General features: G+C 61.7%; 19 protein-coding genes. 10 read left to right on the top strand and 9 right to left on the bottom strand.

Going from position 1 to position 21,635, the window contains the following annotated elements:
- Positions 1–2 precede the first annotated feature (2 nt).
- A complete protein-coding gene (locus HMPREF2807_RS02825; protein ID WP_070510378.1) occupies positions 3–1,223 on the bottom strand; it encodes an NAD-dependent epimerase/dehydratase family protein in 1,221 nt (406 codons plus the stop codon).
- 193 nt (positions 1,224–1,416) lie between these two features.
- Between HMPREF2807_RS02825 and HMPREF2807_RS02820 the strand changes: the two genes are divergently transcribed.
- Positions 1,417–2,073: a sulfite exporter TauE/SafE family protein gene (locus HMPREF2807_RS02820; protein ID WP_046646929.1), complete on the top strand. Its 657-nt coding sequence runs from the start codon at positions 1,417–1,419 to the stop codon at positions 2,071–2,073.
- Between the two features lie 109 nt (positions 2,074–2,182).
- Here the strand turns inward: HMPREF2807_RS02820 and HMPREF2807_RS02815 are convergent, their stop codons facing one another.
- Both HMPREF2807_RS02815 and HMPREF2807_RS02810 read right to left on the bottom strand, forming a co-directional pair.
- On the bottom strand, positions 2,183–2,728 hold the full coding sequence (locus HMPREF2807_RS02815; protein WP_070510376.1) for a gamma carbonic anhydrase family protein: 546 nt from the start codon (positions 2,726–2,728) through the stop codon (positions 2,183–2,185).
- Positions 2,729–2,744: 16 nt separating this feature from the next.
- Positions 2,745–3,143: a hypothetical protein gene (locus HMPREF2807_RS02810; protein WP_046646927.1), complete on the bottom strand. Its 399-nt coding sequence runs from the start codon at positions 3,141–3,143 to the stop codon at positions 2,745–2,747.
- 35 nt (positions 3,144–3,178) lie between these two features.
- On the opposite strand from HMPREF2807_RS02810, the gene HMPREF2807_RS02805 reads away from it, so the two are divergent.
- From HMPREF2807_RS02805 to HMPREF2807_RS02785, 5 genes are all read left to right on the top strand, one after another.
- On the top strand, positions 3,179–4,048 hold the full coding sequence (locus HMPREF2807_RS02805) for a patatin-like phospholipase family protein (protein WP_070510374.1): 870 nt from the start codon (positions 3,179–3,181) through the stop codon (positions 4,046–4,048).
- A gap of 181 nt (positions 4,049–4,229) precedes the next feature.
- A complete protein-coding gene (locus tag HMPREF2807_RS02800) occupies positions 4,230–5,795 on the top strand; it encodes an aspartate:alanine exchanger family transporter (protein WP_070510371.1) in 1,566 nt (521 codons plus the stop codon).
- 155 nt (positions 5,796–5,950) lie between these two features.
- On the top strand, positions 5,951–7,129 hold the full coding sequence (locus tag HMPREF2807_RS02795) for an acetyl-CoA C-acyltransferase (RefSeq protein ID WP_070510369.1): 1,179 nt from the start codon (positions 5,951–5,953) through the stop codon (positions 7,127–7,129).
- Positions 7,130–7,166: 37 nt separating this feature from the next.
- On the top strand, positions 7,167–8,228 hold the full coding sequence (locus HMPREF2807_RS02790) for an enoyl-CoA hydratase/isomerase family protein (protein WP_070510367.1): 1,062 nt from the start codon (positions 7,167–7,169) through the stop codon (positions 8,226–8,228).
- A 68-nt stretch (positions 8,229–8,296) separates the two neighbouring features.
- A complete protein-coding gene (locus HMPREF2807_RS02785) occupies positions 8,297–9,061 on the top strand; it encodes an enoyl-CoA hydratase (protein ID WP_010187514.1) in 765 nt (254 codons plus the stop codon).
- Positions 9,062–9,194: 133 nt separating this feature from the next.
- On the opposite strand, the gene HMPREF2807_RS02780 is transcribed toward HMPREF2807_RS02785, so the two are convergent.
- The 3 genes from HMPREF2807_RS02780 to HMPREF2807_RS02770 form a co-directional block, all read right to left on the bottom strand.
- Positions 9,195–9,695 carry a MarR family winged helix-turn-helix transcriptional regulator gene (locus tag HMPREF2807_RS02780; RefSeq protein ID WP_010187512.1) on the bottom strand — a complete coding sequence of 167 codons (501 nt, stop codon included), beginning with the start codon at positions 9,693–9,695 and terminating at the stop codon, positions 9,195–9,197.
- A gap of 132 nt (positions 9,696–9,827) precedes the next feature.
- Positions 9,828–11,558: an AMP-binding protein gene (locus tag HMPREF2807_RS02775; protein WP_070510365.1), complete on the bottom strand. Its 1,731-nt coding sequence runs from the start codon at positions 11,556–11,558 to the stop codon at positions 9,828–9,830.
- Positions 11,559–11,718: 160 nt separating this feature from the next.
- Positions 11,719–12,279, bottom strand: a complete 561-nt coding sequence (locus HMPREF2807_RS02770) for a TetR/AcrR family transcriptional regulator (RefSeq protein ID WP_070510363.1) — start codon at positions 12,277–12,279, stop codon at positions 11,719–11,721.
- Between the two features lie 231 nt (positions 12,280–12,510).
- Here HMPREF2807_RS02770 and HMPREF2807_RS02765 point away from each other — a divergent pair, with 231 nt between their 5' ends.
- The gene (locus HMPREF2807_RS02765; protein WP_010187505.1) at positions 12,511–13,719 is read left to right on the top strand and encodes an acyl-CoA dehydrogenase family protein; all 1,209 of its coding nucleotides are present in this window, start codon (positions 12,511–12,513) and stop codon (positions 13,717–13,719) included.
- 80 nt (positions 13,720–13,799) lie between these two features.
- Positions 13,800–14,549 carry an SDR family NAD(P)-dependent oxidoreductase gene (locus HMPREF2807_RS02760; RefSeq protein ID WP_010187503.1) on the top strand — a complete coding sequence of 250 codons (750 nt, stop codon included), beginning with the start codon at positions 13,800–13,802 and terminating at the stop codon, positions 14,547–14,549.
- Between the two features lie 59 nt (positions 14,550–14,608).
- Here HMPREF2807_RS02760 and HMPREF2807_RS02755 read toward each other — a convergent pair whose 3' ends face one another.
- Entirely contained in the window at positions 14,609–15,742 is a 1,134-nt protein-coding gene (locus tag HMPREF2807_RS02755) for an acetoin utilization protein AcuC (RefSeq protein ID WP_070510361.1), read from the bottom strand.
- Positions 15,739–18,378, bottom strand: coding sequence for a GNAT family N-acetyltransferase (locus HMPREF2807_RS02750; RefSeq protein WP_070510359.1), 2,640 nt, complete (start codon positions 18,376–18,378; stop codon positions 15,739–15,741). Before HMPREF2807_RS02750 ends, HMPREF2807_RS02755 begins: the two co-directional genes overlap by 4 nt.
- A 232-nt stretch (positions 18,379–18,610) precedes the next feature.
- On the opposite strand from HMPREF2807_RS02750, the gene HMPREF2807_RS02745 reads away from it, so the two are divergent.
- Positions 18,611–20,125 (top strand): CoA-acylating methylmalonate-semialdehyde dehydrogenase, encoded by a 1,515-nt coding sequence (locus HMPREF2807_RS02745; RefSeq protein ID WP_010187497.1) that lies wholly within the window; start codon positions 18,611–18,613, stop codon positions 20,123–20,125.
- 12 nt (positions 20,126–20,137) lie between these two features.
- Entirely contained in the window at positions 20,138–21,025 is an 888-nt protein-coding gene (gene mmsB / locus HMPREF2807_RS02740) for a 3-hydroxyisobutyrate dehydrogenase (protein ID WP_070510358.1), read from the top strand.
- A 4-nt stretch (positions 21,026–21,029) separates the two neighbouring features.
- Here the strand turns inward: mmsB and HMPREF2807_RS02735 are convergent, their stop codons facing one another.
- Entirely contained in the window at positions 21,030–21,611 is a 582-nt protein-coding gene (locus HMPREF2807_RS02735; protein ID WP_070510355.1) for a TetR/AcrR family transcriptional regulator, read from the bottom strand.
- Positions 21,612–21,635 lie beyond the last annotated feature (24 nt).

The raw sequence follows: 21,635 nt of genomic DNA, 5'->3' as shown, positions 1-21,635 counted from the left end.
GTTTAAGCCTCCGCAGCGTCCGCGCCGTTGGCCAAGGCTTCGGGAACACCAGCGTGCTGCTGGCGCGTCCATAGCGACTGGGCTGGAATCTTGGAGCGGTCAGCACGGTCGGCGTACTTACGCGCGACTTCCTCCACCTCGTGGAGCAACCCCTCCGACAAAGTGGTCGGCTCCAGGCCGAGCTCGAGGAACGTGTCGTTGGTGACGTGGAGTTCATTCTCTGCGGATTCCTTGCGCGGGTTCGGCACATAAGCCACTTCCGCACCAGAGATCTTCGCCAGTAGTTCTGCCAGGTCACGCACGCGGTGGGTTTCGGTCATCTGGTTGATGATCTTGACGCGCTCCCCGCGTGCCGGCGGATTCTGCAGGGCTAGCTCGATGCAGCGCACCATGTCACGAATGTGAATAAAGGCGCGGGTCTGTCCGCCGGTGCCGTGGACGGTCAGCGGATAACCAATGCCGGCCTGAATGAGGAAGCGGTTGAGCACCGTTCCGTAGTCACCGTCATAATCAAAGCGGTTAATGAGGCGCTCGTCCTTCTGGGTCTGCTCAGTGTGCGTGCCCCAGATGATGCCCTGGTGTAGGTCGGTGATGCGCAGCTCATCATTCTTGGCGTAGTAGGCAAACAGGTGCTGGTCCAGGACCTTCGTCATGTGGTAGACCGAGCCCGGGTTGGAGGGGTAGAGGATTTGCTGCTTGACGACGCCATTCTCGCCCGCATCCACCTGCACATCCAGGTAGCCCTCCGGAATCTTCATACCGGCGGTGCCGTAGCCGTAGACACCCATGGTGCCCAGGTGTGCGACGTGGATATCCTGCTCAGATTCGACGATGGCGGCGAGCAGGTTGTGGGTGGCGTTGATGTTGTTATCCACCGTGTAGCGCTTGGTGCGCGAGTTCTTCATCGAGTAGGGCGCGGCGCGCTGCTCAGCGAAGTGCACCACCGCATCCGGGCGTTCGGTATTCAGGAACTCCAGCAGGCCATCGTAGTCCTGGGCCACGTCGAGGTTACGGAAGCCGATGGTCTTGCCGGAGACCTCGGTCCACGCGGACAGGCGCTCCTCAATGGAGGCGATGGGTGTTAAGGATTCCGCGCCCAACTCCTCATCGATGGCACGCCGGGAGAGGTTATCCACGATGATGACCTCGTGGCCTTGGTCGGAGAGATAGAGGGAAGCGGGCCAACCGCAGAAGCCGTCTCCGCCGAGAATCGCTACCTTCATTTTTGTCTCTCCACTTCTTGGGTCGGGGTCAAAACGTGCTGTACCAGCAGGGGCCTAGTCTATGTTGACACGCGTAAGTTTGGGGTGCGTTACGTGGCACACTTTTTCGAACATACCGTTTGCTCGCCTGCGTCGGGGGCGCGCGGGGTAAACAGTAGATGAATGTTCTCTAAGAGCCTGTAGACTAGCCCGCATGCTTGAAGCCGTGCTGAATGCCTTCGCCGATTCCGTCAACGCGCTTCTCATCGGAATCCTGGTGGCCATCGGCATCATGCTTCCGCGGGGGAGCTACCGCAAGATCGCGGCCCTCGTCATCGTCGGTGACTGGTTCGGTGTGCTCACCGCCGCTGCTGTGGTGATGTTCGTCTTCGTCGGTATCCAGGACAAGGTGGCCGCCGCGCTGGAATCACCGCTGCTTGGTTGGGGTCTGGTGGTCATCGGCCTGGGGCTGGGCCTTCTGGCCTGGCGCTCCAAGGGCGAACCCAATGACATGGTGCAGAAACTCCTCGGCCCACTGCGCACGCCCTCGGCCAAGACTGTCGCGGTGGGCTACGCCATGGGTGTTATCCAGTCCTTGACCTCCGTACCCTTCTTTTATGGGCTGATGCACCTTGCTGCCGGGGATTTCAGCAACACCGTTAAATACGGTGGCCTCTTCTTCTACGCCACCTTTGCGCTGTCCTTGCCCACGGTGTGCGGGCTTTTCATCGCGCTTGTGCGGGCGAAGCCAGACTCCTGGGCCGGACGCGCCTTCGCGTGGGCGCGGGAGAACTCCGCAGCGGTTGCGCTTTGGAGCGGCTACGGAGTGGCCGCCTTCCTGGTGGTGATGGGTCTCGTTGCTCTTCTATAACGAGCCGGCTGGTGGGCAAGAGTTCAAAAGTGAACTGCCCTAGTTGCCAAAGTTCTGGTCAGTTTTTGCGGCGGACTCGGGAGTTTTGTCAACAACGGCAGTTGCGGTGCTAGTCGTAGAGGACGTCGTCGAGGGGGAGGGCGTCGCCAAGCGGCGCCTGATTCTGAGCAATGTCGACGTAGCGCGCGGCGTGCGGGATGAAGGCAGCGGATTCCTCAGGGCTCAACTCACGGCGCACCTTGGCGGGCACCCCGGTGGCCAAGGCGCCGGCGGGAATGTTTTGGCCTTCGAGCACCACCGCGCCGGCGGCGATGAGAGAGCCTGGGCCCACGGTGGAGCCGGAGAGCAAAGAGGCCTTCATTCCAACCAGCGTGCCCGCGCCAACGTGCGTGCCGTGCAGCATGGCCATGTGGCCCACGGTGACGTCATCCTCCAGCACACATGGCGCAGTGGCTTCGACGTGGATGACGCAGTTGTCTTGGATATTGACGCGGGCGCCAAGGCGGATGGCACCAACATCTCCGCGCAGCACGCTGCCATAGAACACGGAAGAATCTGGCCCGATGGTGACGTCACCGATGATGGTGGCATTCGGCGCAATCCAGGCGCTGCGGTGGATGCGGGGAGTGTGCCCTTGGAAGGGGAGGATGAGCATGGCGGATTAGCTTTCTTCAGGGGGTGGGTTCGACGGACACAGCGAGTGACTCGGAAACTTCATAATCGCCGGGCTCCGCGTTGAGTTGGGACAGCGTCTCTCTTTCTGCAAGCGACAACGGGATGGCCCATCCCTTCTTGGGGTCGTGGACGGGACGCTGTTCTCTAGTCGTGGGGGAGAGATGCACCGTGGTCTGAGGGCCACGCAACTGCGCGGGCTCGCCGGAGCGCGCCACCTCACTGAGCACCTGCGCACCGGCAGGGGAGGTAACCAGGATGATGAGACCGCTCGCAGTGTGCACGGAAAGATGATCGAAAGAAACCTCGACGGCGTGGGGATCCGGGGAGGCCAAACGGACAGTGCTGGAGCCGCCAAGCTTGTCGACGGCATTCTTAACCGCAGAAAACAATCCCATGGCGCGATCCTAGCGCGGGGGTACCATCGGGCACTGTGATTGACGCGAAAGATACAGCACTCGTCATTGAAGGCGGCGGCATGCGCAATTCCTATACCGCCGCGTGCATCGTCAAGCTCCTAAAGGAGGAGGTGGAATTTGGCTGGGTTGGAGGTGTTTCCGCGGGCTCTTCACACACCGTGAACTTCCTCTCCCGCGACGTGAGCCGCTCGGAAGAATCCTTCGTGGATTTTGCCAAGAACCCCAGCTTCGGTGGCCTGGGTTCGCTGCTGCGCGGTAGCGGCTACTTCAATGCGGAGTTCATCTATGAGAAGGCCGCCGATCAGGACATGCCCTTTGACTGGGAAGCATTTCAGGCCAACCCGGCGCAGATGTGTATTTCCGCCGCGCGCGCCGATACCGGCGAAAGCGTGTACTGGGGGCGCGAAGACATAAAGACACAAGAGGACCTGATGGTGCGCGTGCGCGCCTCCTCGACCTTGCCGCTGATCATGCCGATGCGTGTTATCGATGGCGCACCGTACGTCGATGGTGCGATGGGGGAATCCGGTGGCATCCTCATCGAGCAGGCCGAGAAGGCCGGCTTTGAGAAGTTCTTGTTCCTTGGCTCGAAACCGCGTGGTTACGTGCGCCCTGAGGTAGGGCGGCCGGCGGCGCTGCGGAGGGTCTTCCGCAAGTACCCGGCTGTCGCGGAGGCGATGATTGAGCGTCCGCCGAAATACAACGCGTCCAAGGACCGGCTTCTGGAGCTGGAAAAGGAAGGGCGAGCCCAGCTCTTCTTCCCGGAGGATATGCAGGTGGCTTCGACCGAACGCTCCGTGACTAAGCTGCGCGCGAACTATGAAGCTGGGCGCGCGCAGACCTATGCGGAATGGCCGGCGTGGAAGGAATTCCTCGAAGGCTAACGGCTGCTAGCAGCGGCTGCATGAGTAGGACACTGTGACCCGCATGGTGTGAGACGTGCCTCCTTGCCAGGGGAGGCAGTCCCGGAGGAAATGCTGTGAACTGCATGGATGCCGCGGTCTTCTCCTCCTGAAACTTCCTTTCACGTGGCGTTTTCTTCCTGCTTTTCTAGAATGACTGACCGTGTTGTCACTTTTTGATGGAAATATTTGGCTGAGCATTTTCTTTGTCGCCTTGCTCGGCACGTTGTTTGGCATGATCCCATTCGGTCCTCTGCGCTTCGGCGCGGCCGGTACCTTGTTCGTGGGCTTGGCCATCGGCGCCTTTATCGATCTCGATGGCACGATTTTGAGCAGCCTGCAAGAGATGGGCCTTGGCCTCTTCATCTATATGCAGGGCTTGTCTGCCGGCGAACGCTTCTTCAAGGGCTTCTCTGAGCAGCTGAAACACATGATCACTGCCGCCATCGCGGTGGTGGGTGCTGCCGCCGTGGCGCTTCTTGCGGGCGGATGGCTAGGGCTGTCGCCGTTGCTCTCCGTAGGCGTATTCTCCGGTGCGACGACCTCGACGGCGTCGCTTGCTGTAGCCCAACAACAGACCGGCGAGGAGCTGCCCGCCGTGGGTTATTCCTTGGGCTACCCGGTGGGCGTAGCCGTTGCCATTCTGCTCGTGGCCTTCCTGCTCAAGCAGTCCTGGCCGGGTTCTAAGGACAAAGACAATTCTGCGGAGGAGGTCTTCCGCTCCCGCACTATCCGGGTGACCAAAGACATCACTTACGAGGAGCTCGTGGAGCGCTTCGAGGACCAATTTGTCATCGCCACGATTCGCCGCGGCAATACCCGGACCGTGGCGGGCGACCATCCAGAGATTCGCAAGGGCGATATCCTGCGCGTGCTCGTGACGAAGGCTAAGCGGCACGAGCTTACCGCCGCATTGGGTAAGCGCCAGCCCCAGGTGCCCTTCGTGGACAAGCGCTTGGTCATTGAAAACGTGGTGGTTTCGAACACCGATATCGCCGGACGAACTGTGGAGGAGCTCAACCTTTTTCAGCGTTATGGCGGCCGCATCGTCCACGTGCAGCGCGGCGATGAGGAGTTCCTCGCCAGCTTCGATACGCACCTCGATGCCGGTGACCGTGTGACGGTGATTGTGGATCAGGACCGTATGGGCGATATTCGCGATTACTTCGGTGACTCGGTTCAGGGCTATTCGCAGCTGAACTGGATCGCTGTGGGTGGCGGCCTGTTCTTGGGCTACCTCATTGCGCTCATCGTGGTGCCGTTGCCGGGTGGCACGTCCTTTGAGCTGGGCTTCGCGCTGGGTCCGCTGATTACCGGACTTGTCCTTGGTGCTCTCCACCGCACGCGCCGCGTGCCGTGGAAGGTCCCGGCCTCTATCAATATGGCTCTTCAGCAGTGGGGCCTGGTCATCTTCTTGGCGTCGGTGGGCCTCGCCTCTAGTGAGGCTTTCCAGTCCACGGCCTTCTCTTGGATGGGCTTGAAGTCCATGATCTTGGCCGCCATCATTACCGTGGTTGCTGTCGCTATCTTCGCTGTTGCCAATAGGTTCCTCGGCCAGTCGGAGACTCGCACCGCCGGAGGTATCTCCGGCATCTTCGGCCAGCCTGCCGTGGTCAACTACGCCACTGGTATGAGCTCTGATTCCCGCATCATGACCGGCTATGCGGCCACCATCGTGGTGGCGCAGATAGCCAAGATCGTGGTCATCCCACTCATGCTCACCTTCTAATCTGGCCCGCGGCTTTATGCCTTAGTAGCGGCTCAAACTGTTCTGTGCAGCAATACTTCGGCATTATGCGAGCTGAGATTGGCCCACAAGGGTGGCGCAGCGCACAATCCATCGGTACGATTCGGGTTAACTTCGTACAGTTTGGAGAGCGAAATATGGACATCGTTATTGTGGGCGCCGCCCGAACGCCCTTCGGCAAGTTGCTTGGCGGCCTTGCGGCCTTGCCCGCAACGGAGCTCGGCTCCCATGCCATCGCTGCTGCGCTCGCGCAAGCGCAGGTCAACCCCGACGACGTTGATGCGGTGATCTTCGGACAAGTCTTGCAGGCAGGTGTGGGGCAAAACCCCACGAAGCAGGCAGCACTGGGGGCAGGAATTTCCCCGAACGCGCACACCACAACGGTCAACAAGGTCTGCCTGTCCGGTCTGACCGCGATTATCGACGCCTCCCGGCTCCTGCGCTCCGGCGAAGCCACGGTGGTAGTGGCCGGGGGAATGGAGTCGATGTCGAATGCTCCCCACCTGCTGCCGCAGTCGCGCAAGGGAAAGAAATTCGGCTCTGTTGAGCTTCTCGATCACATGGAGCACGATGGCCTGCGGGCAGCGGATCTCGGGATTTCCATGGGCTCGCTGTCGGAGAAGTATGCCGAGCGCTATCCGGCCACCCGTCAGGAACAAGACCGCTGCGCCGCGCTGTCCCACCAGCGCGCTCTGCAGGCGAGCGAGGAGGGACTCTTTGACACGGAGATCGCTCCGATCACCGTAGCGAGCCGGCACGACGAGATCACCGTCTCGCGCGATGAAGGCATCCGGGAGGGAGTCACCGAAGAATCCTTGGCTGGGCTGCGTCCGGCCTTTGAGCCTGAAGGAGGCATAACGGCCGGAAATTCTTCACCCATCACGGATGGGGCTGCGGCCGTCGTTCTCACCACCCGCGAACATGCGGAGAAAAAAGGGCTGCCGATCATGGCGGTCCTGCGCGCGCCTGGGCAAGTAGCCGGCCCGGATTCTTCGCTGCAGGAACAGCCCGCTCGTGCCCTTCTTCAAGCCCTGGAACGCCAGGGCTGGAGTGCAAAGGACCTCGACCACATCGAGATCAATGAGGCCTTTGCCGCGGTAGTGGTGCATTCCGCGAGGGTCCTTGGAATCCACCCCGATGACGTGAATCCGCAGGGCGGAGCGATTGCTCTGGGGCACCCTATCGGTGCTTCCGGTGCACGGCTCGTAGTGCATGCGGCGCACCTCTTGGCAGAATCCCATGCCCGCCGCGCCGGGGTCACGTTGTGCGGCGGCGGTGGACAAGGTGAAGCCCTGTTGCTTGAGGCTGTGAACTAACCCCGCCCATAGCTGAGTAGAAAAATAGGAGAAGAAGATGACGAACGAGATTATTAGCGAAATTCGTGGACACGCCGGCGTGCTCACGCTCAATCGGCCCAAGGCCATTAACGCGCTGAACCAGACGATGATTGATGAGATGACGGCGGTGCTTCAGGAGTGGCAGGATGATGACCGCGTCAAGCTCGTTATTCTCCGCGGCGCTGGCGAACGCGGGCTATGCGCGGGCGGTGACGTCGCAGCCTTGTACCACGATGCCCTGGAAGGCGGAACCGCAGGCGCCCATTTCTGGAAGACGGAATACGAGCTGAACTATCTGATCTCCACCTATTCCAAGCCTTACGTGGCTCTCATGGAAGGCATCGTGCTGGGCGGTGGAATCGGCGTGTCGGCGCACGCCTCGCACCGCATCGTGAGTGAGGATTCACGCATCGGCATGCCGGAAGTAGGAATTGGGTATTCGCCCGATGCCGGCGGTTCCTACCTGCTGTCCCGAGCTGCAGATCGCCTTGGCCGCCACTTGGCCTATACCGCGATCCACGTGGGCGCCGCGGAAGCGATCGATACCGGTTTTGCGGATTACTTCGTGCCCAAGGACAAGCTCGACGCGTTGGTAGAGCAGCTGGTGGAGTCGGGGGAACCGGCAGACATCGAGAAGTTTTCCGAAGAGGTGGGACCCGGCTTCGGGGAGGATCGCGCCGAAATGGTTGAGGCCTATGCCGCGGAGACTGCCGAGGAAACCTTGGCCCGGCTGCAAGAACGCGCAGCCGCGGGCGGCGAAGGACACTGGGCCGCGAAGGCTGCCAAGCGGATGAGCCTTAATTCACCACTGGGAATCCGCGTTACCGAGGAATCCCTGAACCGCAATGCGTCCATGAGCTTTGCGGAAACCTTGGCGCAAGAATTCTGGATGTCCGTGAACATGCAAAAGCACAAGGAATTCGTCGAGGGTATCCGCGCGCAGATCGTTGATAAGGACCGTAACCCTTCCTGGGAATACGAGTCCATCGGCGCCGTCCCAGCGGACGTCGTGGCGTCTATTCTCGAACACAGCGAAGGCAATGTGGAAGCTCCCACATTCGATACCTCCGAAAACTAGGCACAGCCATCCCCTGATCACGAGCCAGATATAGCACTACCCGAAATCACAGAAAGGACACTAGTTCCATGGCAATTCTTACTGAAAAGCGCGGCCGCGTCGCACTCATCACCCTTAACCGTCCGGAAGCACTCAACGCGCTGAACAACGACACCATGCTTGAGGTCACGCACGCGGTCCAGGAATTCGACGCCGATGGAGAAGTAGGCGCAATCGTTATTACCGGTTCCGACAAGGCCTTTGCCGCCGGCGCAGATATCAAGGAGATGTCTTCGAAGACGGCGACGGAGATGTACACCGCGGACTGGTTCGCCGGCTGGGACGTCCTCACGCGCGCTCGCACGCCCATTATCGCGGCGGTCAACGGCTACGCGCTTGGCGGCGGTTGCGAGCTAGCTATGATGTGTGACTTCATTATCGCCGGTGACAAGGCCAAGTTTGGCCAGCCCGAGGTCAACCTCGGCGTTACCCCGGGCATGGGCGGCTCCCAGCGCCTAACCCGTGCCATCGGAAAGGCCAAGGCAATGGAGATGTGCCTGACCGGCCGCATGATGGCAGCGGAGGAAGCAGAGCGCTCTGGTCTCGTGGCCCGCGTGGTTCCCGCCGACGAGCTCCTCGATTCCGCGCTAGAAACCGCGCAGCTCATCGCCTCGAAGTCCTTCGTCGCAACGTCCCAGATCAAGGAACAAGTCAATGCCGTGGATGAGCTCTCGCTGTCCCAGGGCATCCAGTTTGAGCGCCGCACCTTCCACGCACTCTTCTCATCCCACGACCAAAAGGAAGGAATGGCAGCCTTCGTGGAGAAGCGTGACCCAGACTTCAAGCATGCTTAAGCTCCTTCGCTCTGCGAAGTAGCTCTGAGGGGGATTAGTTCTCAGACAAAAACTGCCCTAGTTGCCAAAGTTGAAGCCCGTGAATCGGGCAGGGCGGGAGCGCAGGTTTTGCAGATAGGGCAGTTCCGTCGCTCTACTGAGCCTCTGGGGACTCGACGTCCTCGCCGGCGGCGCGGCGAATACGGTTGGCGGCAGCGATAACGCGATCTTGTTCGCGTGCGGGCAGTGCAATGGACTCGAAATAGCGATCGAGTGCCGGTCCCGCCGCGGAAGCCAGCACGATGCCTTGGTCGGTGACCATCACCAAGGTCGAGCGCTTATCTTTAGGGTCGCTCACCCGCGTGATCAGTCCGTCCTTTTCCAACTTGCGCACCGTGTGGGTCAGTGATGCCGGCGGGAGTTGTAGGCGAGAACTGATCTTCGACATCGGCATGCTTCCCGCGCGTGACCACATGAGCACGGCGAGGACCTCAAATTGGCTATAGCTCACCCCAAAGGGAGCGAGAGCCTCCTCGGCACCGTTTCTCAAAATATGGGCGGCGCGCTCGAAGGAGGAGACCGTGGCCAGGCCACGCGCGGAGTGCGCGGAATAGCGCTGAGCCCACTGGCGGCGTGCTTCAGCAATGATATCCATGAGCCGGAAAAGACCTCCTTGTAGCGCGTGAGACAACTATAAGCGACAGCTTCACTGTTCCGAGAACCCGGATGAGAGAAACAAAGGCCCCAGCCGGAAGCTGGAGCCTGCATCATCGGAAGGAGGGTGGTGCTAGCCCTTCGGCGACGGAAAGTCGGAATCAGCAAACTCCGTCGAAGCTGTCGTCTCACCGCCATCAGCTGAGTGGATCTCGGTTTCGCGCTTGCGCAGATCGACGCGGCGAATCTTGCCAGAGACCGTCTTTGGCAGCTCGTAGAACTCGAGGCGGCGGATACGCTTATACGGCGCCAAGCCATCACGGCAGTGCTTGAGGATGGCTTCGGCCGTCTCCGCGTTTGGCTCGTAGCCATTCGCCAAAGCCACGTAGGCCTTTGGCACGGCAAGGCGGATGGGATCCGGGGAGGGAACCACCGCTACTTCGGCGACGGCCGGGTGCTCGATGACGACGGACTCGAGCTCGAAGGGGGACAGGCGGTAGTCGGAAGCCTTGAAGACATCATCGGCACGGCCAATGTAGAAGATGTAGCCGTCTTCATCGCGTTCCGCCGTATCTCCCGTGTGGTAGTAACCGTCGCGGAAGACCTCCGCATTCTTGTCGGGGTCGTTGAAGTAACCCACTGTCAGGCCGACTGGGCGGGGATCAATCTTCAAACAGATTTCACCGGTATCCCCAATCTCATCCGTAGCGGGATCCTTGAGCACGACTTCCCAACCCGGCAGCGGGCGGCCCATAGAACCTGGCTTGACCTTTTGCTCCGGGGTGTTGGCGATCTGCAGGGTGGTTTCCGTCTGCCCGAAGCCATCGCGAACATCAGTGTTCCAGGCCTTGCTGATGGTGCTGATGAGCTCAGGGTTCAGTGGTTCGCCCGCCGCGACGAGCTTCTTCGGTGGGGTCTTCATGCGACCCAGGTCCGCCTGGACGAGCATGCGCCACACTGTCGGCGGGGCGCAGAAGCTGGTGACACCTTCTTCCTCCATCTTGTCCATGAGCGCAGCAGCGTCGAAGCGCGCATAGTTGTACAGGAAGATAGTGGCCCCGGCGATCCAGGGGGCAAAGAAGTTTGACCACGCGTGCTTGGCCCAGCCGGGGGCGGCGACGTTGAGGTGGACGTCGCCAGGCGCCAGGCCGATCCAGTACATCGTGGTGAGGTGCCCCACCGGGTAGGAGGTATGGGTGTGCTCGACGAGCTTCGCCTTCGACGTGGTACCGGAGGTGAAGTAGAGCAGGAGGGTTTCATCGGCCTTGGTTTCCTGCTTCGGCGTGTAGACCTCAGAACCCGTGAAAGAATCTGAGTAGCGCAGGGTCGGGTGCGCCGACTGCGCATCTGGTTCATCACCAACCTGGATAACCGTGAAATCACCGGTGACGTCCTGGAACTTCACGGCATCCTCGGCGTTGGCCACAACCCAGGAAATGCTGGCGCGGTCGGTCCGGTCTTGCAGATCCGCCGCACCCAGCATGGCGGTTGCCGGGTTGAGCACGAAGCCCGCCTTGATACAGGCCAGCATGCACTCCCACAGTTCCACCTGATTGTTGAGCATGAGCATGACGCGGTCACCGCGCTGAACGCCTTGTGCTTCCAGCCAGTTGGCTAGCTGTGCTGAGCGAGCGGACATCTCGGCGAAGGTGCGGCGCGTGCTGCTGCCGTCGGTTTCACAAATGACGAGCGCCTCGCGGTCCTTGGAATCCTCCGCGGTGGCGAGGTGATCGAACCAATCGAGGGCGAAGTTGAAGTGCTCGAAGCGCGGCCACTCGAAGTTGCTGCGGGCTGCTTCATAATCGGTCTGATAAGAAACCAGCAGATCGCGGGCTGCTTGGAATTGTTCGGTCACCGTGGTCATTGGTTCTCCTCTAGCTTGTGCTCATGTGGGGGAAGGACGCTACATTGCCTATGGTCCGCGTCCCAGACCATGCGTCGATGTGACGTGGGTCGCAGCCTACTTTACTTTGAGTTCGAAGTAATTTCTAGAGGATGTGGCTAGCCTGTGCGAAAGTCGCAGGCTAGCGCCGTGAAATTCCATGAAGGATGAGCTGGCCAAGCGTGTGGTAGGCCTCGGCTGGGGCTAGGGTGTCCGAGTAGAAGCCCTGCTGGATGTCGGTCATGGAGCGCTGGAGCAGACGGGAGACAAAATCTGTGTACTCCGCTGTGAACTCGCCGGCTGCAACGCCGTGGCTGAGCAGCTCATGGATGGTTTCGGTAGCCCTGCGTGTGTTGAGGCTGAATACCTCCTGGGCGGCGGGTTCAGAGGCAAGATCGCGCATAAACTCCGGGCTGGCGGGCTCTAGGGCGATGGTCATGGAGGAGAAGTATTTCTCAAGCGCTTGGGCGTATGTGGGTGCCTCGGTGACCGCGGTGCGGCGTGCAATTTCCTTAAAGAAGCTGACCAGTACGCGCCGAATGATGGCATCCCTCGATGGGCCCAGCGCATAGATGGTGGACTTGGAGCATTGGTAGCGCTTGGTTGCGCCATCGATGGTGAAGGACTCGAAGCCCTCGGCCAGGAAGTCCTGCAACAGGGCGTTAAAGAGCTCTCGCTGCCGTGGTGTGAGTGGCTGGGTCATGTGTCTCTCCGTCTGTGTCGATTCCGGCCTTGAGGGGCTCTTTTGGGGCGGGCTAGGAGTCCTGCGTTGTGAAACCTGATCATAGAACACGGTGTGGGGAGTACGGAAAGATGTATAATCGTACCCATTCAATGTGAAGTTCCCCATTGATTTCTTGACCTACAAGACCGTTTATGGCCTCAAATGAATCCATGTAGTCGCGACAAGACCCAGCTAGAAAGGTAGAAAACTATGCCGCCGATCCTTGGCCCACAGCATCCCAGCGGGAAACACTTGGAGAAGATCAAGTACCCCCACGCCGATATCTTCGCCGTCGCTGACCGCCTAGTCCCCGAAGAGCAGGCACGCCTGGCGGAGATCCACGAGTTTCTGCAGACGGAGATTCGCCCGGTCGTGGGCGAATACTGGGACCGCGAAGAGCTGCCTTTCGACCTGCTTCCCCGGATGGCGGAGATGGGCTTGGGTGAAATCGAGCTCACCAACACCTCACGGCTCTACCGTGGGCTGGTGTACGCGGAAGTCACCCGCGCAGACGTCTCGCTCTCGGCGTTGGTGGGCATCCACAATGAGCTCGTCCTGGGGCTCATCGACAAGCTTGGCTCCCCGGAGCAGAAGGACACCTGGTTGGCAGGCCTGCGTCAGTTCACCAAGGTGGGCTGTTTCGCGCTGACCGAGCCGGACCACGGCTCCGATATCGCCGGCGGTCTTGCCACAACGGCGGAGCGCACCGCCGAGGGCTGGGTTATCAACGGCGCGAAGCGCTGGATTGGCGCCGGTACTTTTGCTGATTTCGCCATCACCTTCGCCCGCGATACGGCGGATGATGAGATTAAGGCGTTCATCGTTGAGCTCGACCGTGACGGTGTTACGCGCAGCAAGATCTCGCGCAAAATGGGTCTGCGCATCATGCAGAATGCGGACCTTAACTTCGACAACGTCCTAATCCCACACGAGAACCTCATCCCTGGCGCCGAATCCTTCGCCAACGTCAACGACTTCCTGTGCTATTCCCGCGCCTGGGTGGGCTGGCAGGGAGCTGGGCTGCAGCTCGGCATCTTCGATAAGGCCCGCGAGTACGCGGTCAAGCGCGAACAGTTTGGCCGGCCCATTGCGAAGTTTCAGCTGGTGCAGGAGCAGCTCTCCCGCATCCTTGGCAACGCCACTGCCTCACTCGCCATGATGGCCCAGCTGGCGGAGGTCCAGGAACAGGGCAAGCTGGAAATGCCGTTTGCCGCCCTGGCGAAGGCAACGACCACGCGCCTGGCGCGCGAATCTGCAGCCGCGGGCCGCAACATCGGCGGTGGAAACGGCATTCTCACAGAGTATGACCTGTCGAAGATGATGGATGATGCCGAGATTCTCTTCACCTATGAGGGAACCTACGACATCAACTCGCTCATCGTCGGCCGTGCGGTTACTGGCGTATCCGCCTTCGTTTAAGCAGCTCCGCCCTCGTAATCACTGTCCACACATTTGCAGCACTACACATCCCACGCCCCGCTGTGATCAAAGGAGAAACCATGAACCTACACGAAGCCTCTGCCGTCGTGACCGGCGGTGCATCCGGCCTTGGAGCGGCAACGGCCGCGGCACTCGCAGAGCACGGAGCCACGGTCACCGTGCTCGACTTGTCCGTTCCGGAGGAACAGCACAGTGGCATCGACTACACGGCAGTCGACGTCACCGATGCCGCTGCCGTGCGGGAGGCTGTCCTCGCCGCGGCATCTTCAGCGCCGCTGCGTGTAGCGGTAAACTGCGCCGGAATCTGCCCCTCGGCGCGCATCTTCGGGCGCAAAGGCCCGCACGATCCGGAGCTGTTTTCTAAGACCATAAACGTCAACCTCATGGGTACCTTCCACGTCATGACCGCGGCCGCCGAGGCGATGGCCCAGGCAGAACCACTCGATGAGGACGGCCAGCGCGGCGTCATCATCAACACTGCCTCCGTCGCGGCCTTTGAAGGGCAGGTAGGGCAGGCAGCCTATGCGGCGTCAAAAGGCGCGGTGGCCGCCCTGTCGATTACCGGGGCCCGGGACCTGGCGTCACTGGGCATCCGTGTCAATGCCATCGCGCCGGGCGTGGTGGCCACCCCGATGATGGAGCAAATCACCCCGGAGTTCCGTGAGCAGCTCGAAGCCACCGTGCCTTTCCCCGCCAGGCTGGCAAAGCCAGAGGAGTTTGCTGCCCTGGCCTTGTCTATCGCGGAGAACCCCTATATCAATGGCGAGACGATTCGCTTGGATGGCGCACTGCGTATGCCGCCGCGCTAAGGGTTCGCACCGCGTACTCACTAATGCTGCCCCGCACGTGCGCCCTGCATGCGCGGGGCCTAGCCATAAGCGGGCAAGCCCCAGTAGGGGAAGATGGCGCGCGTGGTCTGTACTAGCGCCGCGTGGGGCTTTTCCGCCATGACCTTGGTGGGGTCGAAGTCCCCGATGGCGGCGCGTGCGCCTTCATCGCCCAGCGTGGGGGAGCCCTCCCAGCCGTCCGGCATCCGGGAGGAGGCGGCGAGCTCCACACCGGCGGCCGCGGCAAGTACCTGCGTCCAGGCGCGGGCGACGGCATCGACTCGATAGCCACCGCCACCGAGGGCCACCCATCGTCCGCCCGCAAATTGCTGTGCCCACACCGCCACCGAGCGGTAGGCGCGCGCCATCGCATCGATGGTGAGTTCCAGGTCCGCGAGGGGATCCGAACGGTGCGGATCCGCGCCGTGCTGGGAAATGATGAAATCGGGGCGGAATTTCTTGAGCAGCGGCGGGACGATCGCGTGGACGACCTGCAGCCATTCCTCATCCGTGACCCCACGGGGCAGGGCCACGTTGACGGCGGTGCCTTCCGCGCCTTGCCCACCAATCTCGTGCGCATAGCCTGTGCCGGGGAAGAGATAGAGCCCCGACTCATGGACCGAGATGGTCAGCACGTTGGGATCATCCCAAAAAATTTTCTCCACGCCGTCGCCATGGTGGGCGTCCAAGTCCAGGTAAACCACGCGTTGGGCGCCGTTGGCCAGTAGCCACTGGATCGCAATGGCGGCGTCGTTATACATGCAGAATCCCGACATGGAATCGGCAAAAGCATGGTGCAGCCCGCCGGAAAGATTAACGGCCCGTGGCGCGCGGCCCTCCCATACAGCGCGCACGGCCGCAAGGGTGCCGCCGGCGATGCGCGCGGCGACCGTCGACAAGCCATGGCTAATCGGGTTGTCCTCAGTGCCCAGCCCAAACCGTTTGGACGGCACCTCGGCGCGGGTGGCAGCGATGTAGTCGGGGCTGTGCACGAGCTGCAAGTGCGAGGTGTTCAGTGGGGTGGGGCACTCGATATCGAACTCCTCCAGCACACTGAAGTGTTGCGCCAGCGACATCGCCGCGGCGACGCGGTCCGGCCCCATCGGATGCTGCGGGCCCAGCGAGTAGCGGTACATCTCCTCCGAGGCAAAAAGCAGCGGCTTCGACTGGCTCATGACAGGGACCTCGCGAGAGGATCGCGGACATCACCCAGCGGGGCGATGCGCATGCGAGCGCCCACCACATCAGTCTGTGTCACCCCGGCGATAACCGGGGAGAGCTCGATGTCAACAAGGGCGGCAATATCGTCCTTGAGTTGGGCCAGCTGCATCATCACCTCCTCGACACGGTGTAACTTAGCGGCCTTGGTACCGCGGTAGCCGGCCAACAGGGGAGAGGCCTTCAAACAGCTGAGCATGTCCAGGGCATCCGTCCGGCGCAGCGGGGGCACGCGCCACTCGACGTCCCCCAATAGGTCCGAGGGCAGCCCGGAGAATCCCGCAGAAATCATCGGGCCCACGACGGGATCTTCGATGGCCCGGAGGGTAAGTGAGGCGCCCGCCGTGACCATGCGCTGCACCACCGGTATCAAGATTGCCGGGTCTTCGCCCAAGTGGAGATCGCACGTGAGTTGGGTGATGGTGGTCCACGCCCGCGCCATGGATTCCTCATCATGGATATCGCGCACGACAGTAGGCAGCTCCGAGCGGCCCCGCACCATCTGTGAGGTGCACTTGAGTACGACGTTCCAGCCATACTCGTGGCCGGCCGCAATGGCCTCCTCAAGGGTGTTCACCGGATTCCACGGAACAATGTCGATGCCATAAGCCCCCAGAATTCGCGCGCATTCCTCGTCGGTCGCCCACCTCCCAGTGGGAGAATCCACAAGTATCTCCGCTACGACTTTGCGTGCTCCGGCCAAGCCGGTGCTGGTAGCGAATTCATCGGCAGGGTTGGGGCGGGCGAGGGTGCGGCGACGTTCGTTATCGATGATGGTCGCCAACGCTTCGATGGCGTCGGCATAGGTGCCAAACACCGGTAGCTGTCCGGGTTTTTCGGGGCCTGGCGCGGTGCGAAAATCGGGAACGTCGAAGCCCACAAAACTGGCGATGAGCGGGGTATCCGTCGTTGTGGAAGCCAGCTGGGACAAGCTTGAATGCGCATCCTTGAGAATGAACTCGCCGACCTCCACGACAGCGCACAGCACCATGTCAATATCCGGATCCTCCAGCGCGCGCCGGGCCTGTTCCGTGATAGCGGGGGCAGGGTCGTCGACGACGGTGAGAGCGTGCGGGCGAAGCCCGAAGCGCCAGGCCGCCTGCTCCATCTGCGCGGTGAGGCCGGAGGAATTCGAAATGACGGCGATACGGCGCCCCTGCGGCACTGGTTGGCGCGCGAGGAGCTGGGCGATGTCGAGCATGGCATCGCGGCGGGTGACCACCATGGCCCCGGTGTAGCGGATGATCTCATCCAGCGCGGCCGGGCTGGCCGCAGACAAATCTTCGACCGCGTAGTGTCGGGCGGACTTCAGCGCGCGCGAGGGAAGAAACACCACGACGTGCTTGTCCAGGGCCAGGCGTCGCAGAATTCGGAAGAACTTGCGCGGGTTACCAATCGAGTCGAGGGACAGCAGGCAGATGCGTGTGTTCTCATCCTGGCTCCAGAACTGCATGACGTCATTGCCGGTGACATCGGCGAAGGAACCAGCAGCGATGAAGTTGCTTAACCCGCAGCCGAGTTGCAGCGCGTGGGAGAGTGCCAGGGTGGCCACGCCCGCCGACTGGGTAAAGAGCCCTACCTGCCCTGCGCGCGGCATGGGCGCGGGGCTCGCGTTGAGACGCACCGACTCATCGGTGTTGATGAGGCCTAGAGCTGCGGGGCCGAGGGCGCGCAGGCCGTAGTCCCTGGCCGCGAGCACGATGTCGCGGGCCTCCTCGCGCGAGAGGTTAGGGTTCTGGCTGCGGGAGATGACCACAACGCCCTTGGCACCCGCGGCGGCAGCGGCCTTCATGACGTCGGCGCCGCCGCGCCCCTGAAACTCGATGACGACGAGATTGACTGGTTCAGCAAGGTCATAGAGCTCATCGACGCTGTGCAGGTTGCGCAGTGACCCAGTGAAGCCGGCGCTGGCCAGCTGCTGGCTGGAGAGCGTACCTACCACCGCCACGGAGCTCGGGTTGAGCAAACGGTGAATCGAGTTGGCTTCGGCGCGCAGCTCGCGGCGCTCCATGACATCGCGGGAATTCTCATTCGGCGCGATGTGGAAATCCACCCTAATGAATCCATCCTCAAGCTCCGGCTTCGCGGAATAGCCCGCCCGCACGAAGACCTGCACCATCCTGCGGTTTTGTGTGAGCATTTCCGCGAAGAAACGCTCCACTTTTCCTTCGCGCCCAATCTCCGCGAGGTGCTCGAGGAGGATATTGGCCACGCCTTTTCCGTGGTGGGAATCCTGGACAAGGAAGGAGACATCGCCCACGCGCGCGGGCAGAAACTGTTCGACGATGGAGTATCCGGCCACCGCCACGATATTGCCGCGCTCCACCATGACGAGCGTGACCTTGTCGTAGCCGTCTGTGTGCAACCACCGGTCCAGGTCATCGTCGGTGAGCGTGGGGTGCGTGCCGAAGAAGCGCAGGTACTTCGATTGATCCGAGACGCGGTCGTAGAAGGCGCGGATGGCGTCGCGGTCGGCCGGCGTGATGGGGCGCAGGGTGGCGATATCGCCATCGTTGAGGATGACATCAGCTTCCCAGCTCGTTGGTCCGGGGTCAAAAGGCGTGGTGGTCGCGGGCTGCTCCGTGTGGTCCATGTCATTACCTTAGCCCGGACTTCCCCGAGCTCAGTGTAGGTGAATGGCATTCACCCCACGGCTTCCAAGGGAAGCCCAGGAGGAAAGTGCAGGACACACCATGTATGCCAGCTCACACCAGGGGGTAAATGGTGTGTTAACTCTCATTTATTGTGGCGTGTGGCACCGGGCCGGGGTTAGTGTGTGACCCAAGCCATAGAAGGAGCCGGAGGTTCCAGGAAGGAGACGCGCCATGCGCACTGTTTATCACTACGTCAACGGAGAAACTTTCGAGGGGACGTCGGGCAACACGCAGCCCGTCCTGAACCCTTCGACCGGCAAGGAGCAGGCCGCCGTCGCTCTTGCGAACAAGGCCGATGTGGACAGCGTCATCGCGGAATCCGCGAAGGCGCAGCCAGGTTGGGCGGCGCTGAACCCGCAAAAGCGCGTTCGCATCATCATGGAGTGGATCCGTCTCATCCACGAGAACATGGATGAGCTGGCCACGCAGCTCTCCCTGGAGCACGGCAAGACCTTCCCGGATGCCAAGGGCGATGTCCTGCGCGGCGTCGACGTGCTGGAGTTTGCGCTCGGCGCCCCGCACCAGCTCAAGGGCGAGTACTCCTCGGAGGTCGGCACCGGCATCGATACCTACTCGCTGCGCCAGCCGCTCGGCGTGGTTGCCGGTATTACCCCGTTCAACTTCCCGGCCATGATTCCACTGTGGAAGGCCGGCCCGGCCCTGGCGGCGGGCAATGCCTTCGTGCTCAAGCCCTCCGAGCGTGACCCCTCCGTGCCGGTTCGCCTGGCGGAGCTCTTCATTGAGGCCGGCGGCCCCGCCGGTGTTCTCAACGTTGTGCACGGCGGCAAGGAAGCCGTCGACGCCATCCTGGATTCCGACACGATCAAGGCCGTGGGCTTCGTGGGCTCCACGCCGATTGCGCAGTATATCTACGAGCGTTGCGCGGCGACTGGCAAGCGTGCCCAATGCTTCGGTGGTGCAAAGAACCACGCTATTGTGCTTCCCGACGCCGACATTGACGCCACCGCCGATGCCATCGTGGGCGCGGCTTTCGGCTCCGCCGGTGAGCGCTGCATGGCCCTGTCCGTGGTGGTTCCCGTGGGGCAGGACACGGCAGACCGTCTCCGCGATGCCATTCTGGCGAAGATCCCGGAGCTGAAGGTCGGCCACTGCCTCGACCCGGAGGCCGACTACGGTCCCCTGGTCACCGCCGAGGCGCGCGACCGCGTCCACCGGCTCATCGCCGAGGGCGTGGAGGCGGGTGCCACGCTGCTTGCCGACGGCCGCGAGTTGGACATGTCCGACAAGACTTTCAACGAGGATTCCCTCGCGGACGGCTTCTACTCCGGCCCGAGCTTCTTCGACAACGTCACCGCCGACATGTCCGTCTACAGCGAGGAAATCTTCGGACCGGTGCTGGTCATGGTCCGCGCTGAGACCCTGGAAGAGGCCGTGTCTTATCCGAACGACCACGTCTACGGCAACGGCGTAGCGATCTTCACCCAGAACGGTGGCGCGGCCCGCGACTTCTGCAAGAACGTCCAGGTCGGCATGGTGGGCGTCAACGTTCCGATTCCGGTGCCGATTGCCTACCACACCTTCGGCGGCTGGAAGGCCTCTGGTTTCGGCGACCTCAACCAGCACGGTCCGGATTCCTTCCGCTTCTACACCAAGACCAAGACCGTCACCTCGCGCTGGCCCAGCGACGACTCCGCAGGTCCCCAGTTCACCATGCCGGTCATGTAAGGAGAGAACACAATGACGACTATCGCGTTTATCGGATTGGGCAACATGGGCGGCCCCATGGCTGCCAACCTTGCGAAGGCCGGGCACGAGGTCCGCGGCTTCGACGTCGTGGAGGAAGCACGGGATCGCGCCGCCGAGCAGGGCATCACCATCATCGACACCGCTGAGGAAGCCGCGCAGGGCGCCGAGGTAGTCTTCACCAGCTTGCCCAATGGCGGACTGGTTAAGCAGGTCCTCGAGTCGGTCCTCGCAGCAAACGAAGAACCAAAGACCTATGTTGATTTCTCCACCATCGCGGTCGCGGAAGCCCGTGAGCTCGCAGACACCGTGAGCAAGGCTGGCTCCGCCTTCCTGGATGCGCCGGTATCCGGCGGCATCGCAGGTGCAGCCGCAGGAACACTCGCCTTCATGGTCGGCGGCACGGCCGAAGACTTTGCGAAGGTCAAGCCGTTGCTCGACATCATGGGTAAGTCCGTGACGCACTGTGGTGACATCGGCAACGGCCAGGCGGTCAAGGCCTGCAACAACATGATCCTCGCGGTCCAACAAATCGTCCTGGCGGAGGCCCTCGTCCTCGGCGAGCGCCTAGGGTTGGACCACCAAGCCTTCTACGATGTTGTCTCCAACGCAACCGGCAATTCCTGGTCGCTGTCCGTCAACGCCCCGGTCCCGGATATCGTGCCGAGCTCACCGGCGAATAACGACTTCAAGCCGGGCTTTGCCGCCGCCCTCATGCTCAAGGACCTCAAGCTGGCCATGGCCGCGGCGGAAGACACCAAGACCGACACCGTCCTGGGCCGGATTGCGGAGGAGCAGTACGCCTCCTTCGTGGACGAAGGCCACGGCGGACTCGACTTCTCCGCCATCATCACCGAGGTTCGTTCCAAGGGCGCATCTTAGAAAATTAGGGCGCTGGGTTGCCATCGAGGATGCCCTGCAGCAGCGGGGCATAGTACTCGATGAGTTCCTCGGTAGAAAAGGCCGCGAACTCAGTATCGCCGAAACGCCGCATGAACGACAGCCCCATGAGCAGCGCGAGTGCCGACTGGGCCCGCAGCTCCGGCGACGGGTACTGGCTCCCGGACTCTTTACGAATCCGGGAGGCCAGGACATCCAACAAATCGGATTTAATTCTCTTACCAATGGCTCCGAGAGTCTGATAATCGCCGCTCGCGACCGAAATGGTACGGGCCATGGAGTATGGGGCGTTATGCGGCGCGGTGAGGGTCTCCACCACCGCGGTGCGGCCTAGCTCGCTGAAAGGGCCGGCAAAGAGCGCCGCCGAGGAAGCGGTGAAATCCACCGTTGCCTCAAAAAGCCCTTCCTTGTTGTGGAAGTGCTTCACGATCAGCGCGACGGACACTTCCGCTTTTTCGGCGATGTCCTTCATCGACACCTGGGAGAAGGACCGCTCACTGAAAAGCTCGCGTGAGCACTCGAGAATCCTCTCCCGCGTCGAGGCTGCTTTCTCTTCCATAGGGGACATGGTACCGGCGCCGCATGCGCAGGA

The sequence above is a fragment of the Corynebacterium sp. HMSC074A09 genome (assembly GCF_001811545.1).
GTDB lineage: Bacteria > Actinomycetota > Actinomycetes > Mycobacteriales > Mycobacteriaceae > Corynebacterium > Corynebacterium hiratae.
The sequence above is the reverse complement of the archived record's forward strand: the minus strand, read 5'-3'. Positions and strand labels throughout refer to the sequence as shown.

Excerpts from the sequence above, each read along its gene's own strand:
- HMPREF2807_RS02825 (WP_070510378.1), bottom strand. The coding sequence starts at position 1,223 with ATGAAGGTAGCGATTCTCGGCGGAGACGGCTTCTGCGGTTGGCCCGCT.
- HMPREF2807_RS02750 (WP_070510359.1), bottom strand. The coding sequence starts at position 18,378 with ATGGACCACACGGAGCAGCCCGCGACCACCACGCCTTTTGACCCCGGA.
- HMPREF2807_RS02755 (WP_070510361.1), bottom strand. The coding sequence starts at position 15,742 with ATGAGCCAGTCGAAGCCGCTGCTTTTTGCCTCGGAGGAGATGTACCGC.
- HMPREF2807_RS02775 (WP_070510365.1), bottom strand. The coding sequence starts at position 11,558 with ATGACCACGGTGACCGAACAATTCCAAGCAGCCCGCGATCTGCTGGTT.
- HMPREF2807_RS02745 (WP_010187497.1), top strand. The coding sequence starts at position 18,611 with ATGCGCACTGTTTATCACTACGTCAACGGAGAAACTTTCGAGGGGACG.
- HMPREF2807_RS02780 (WP_010187512.1), bottom strand. The coding sequence starts at position 9,695 with ATGGATATCATTGCTGAAGCACGCCGCCAGTGGGCTCAGCGCTATTCC.
- HMPREF2807_RS02765 (WP_010187505.1), top strand. The coding sequence starts at position 12,511 with ATGCCGCCGATCCTTGGCCCACAGCATCCCAGCGGGAAACACTTGGAG.
- mmsB (WP_070510358.1), top strand. The coding sequence starts at position 20,138 with ATGACGACTATCGCGTTTATCGGATTGGGCAACATGGGCGGCCCCATG.
- HMPREF2807_RS02820 (WP_046646929.1), top strand. The coding sequence starts at position 1,417 with ATGCTTGAAGCCGTGCTGAATGCCTTCGCCGATTCCGTCAACGCGCTT.
- HMPREF2807_RS02795 (WP_070510369.1), top strand. The coding sequence starts at position 5,951 with ATGGACATCGTTATTGTGGGCGCCGCCCGAACGCCCTTCGGCAAGTTG.
- HMPREF2807_RS02770 (WP_070510363.1), bottom strand. The coding sequence starts at position 12,279 with ATGACCCAGCCACTCACACCACGGCAGCGAGAGCTCTTTAACGCCCTG.
- HMPREF2807_RS02790 (WP_070510367.1), top strand. The coding sequence starts at position 7,167 with ATGACGAACGAGATTATTAGCGAAATTCGTGGACACGCCGGCGTGCTC.
- HMPREF2807_RS02760 (WP_010187503.1), top strand. The coding sequence starts at position 13,800 with ATGAACCTACACGAAGCCTCTGCCGTCGTGACCGGCGGTGCATCCGGC.
- HMPREF2807_RS02815 (WP_070510376.1), bottom strand. The coding sequence starts at position 2,728 with ATGCTCATCCTCCCCTTCCAAGGGCACACTCCCCGCATCCACCGCAGC.
- HMPREF2807_RS02735 (WP_070510355.1), bottom strand. The coding sequence starts at position 21,611 with ATGTCCCCTATGGAAGAGAAAGCAGCCTCGACGCGGGAGAGGATTCTC.
- HMPREF2807_RS02810 (WP_046646927.1), bottom strand. The coding sequence starts at position 3,143 with ATGGGATTGTTTTCTGCGGTTAAGAATGCCGTCGACAAGCTTGGCGGC.
- HMPREF2807_RS02785 (WP_010187514.1), top strand. The coding sequence starts at position 8,297 with ATGGCAATTCTTACTGAAAAGCGCGGCCGCGTCGCACTCATCACCCTT.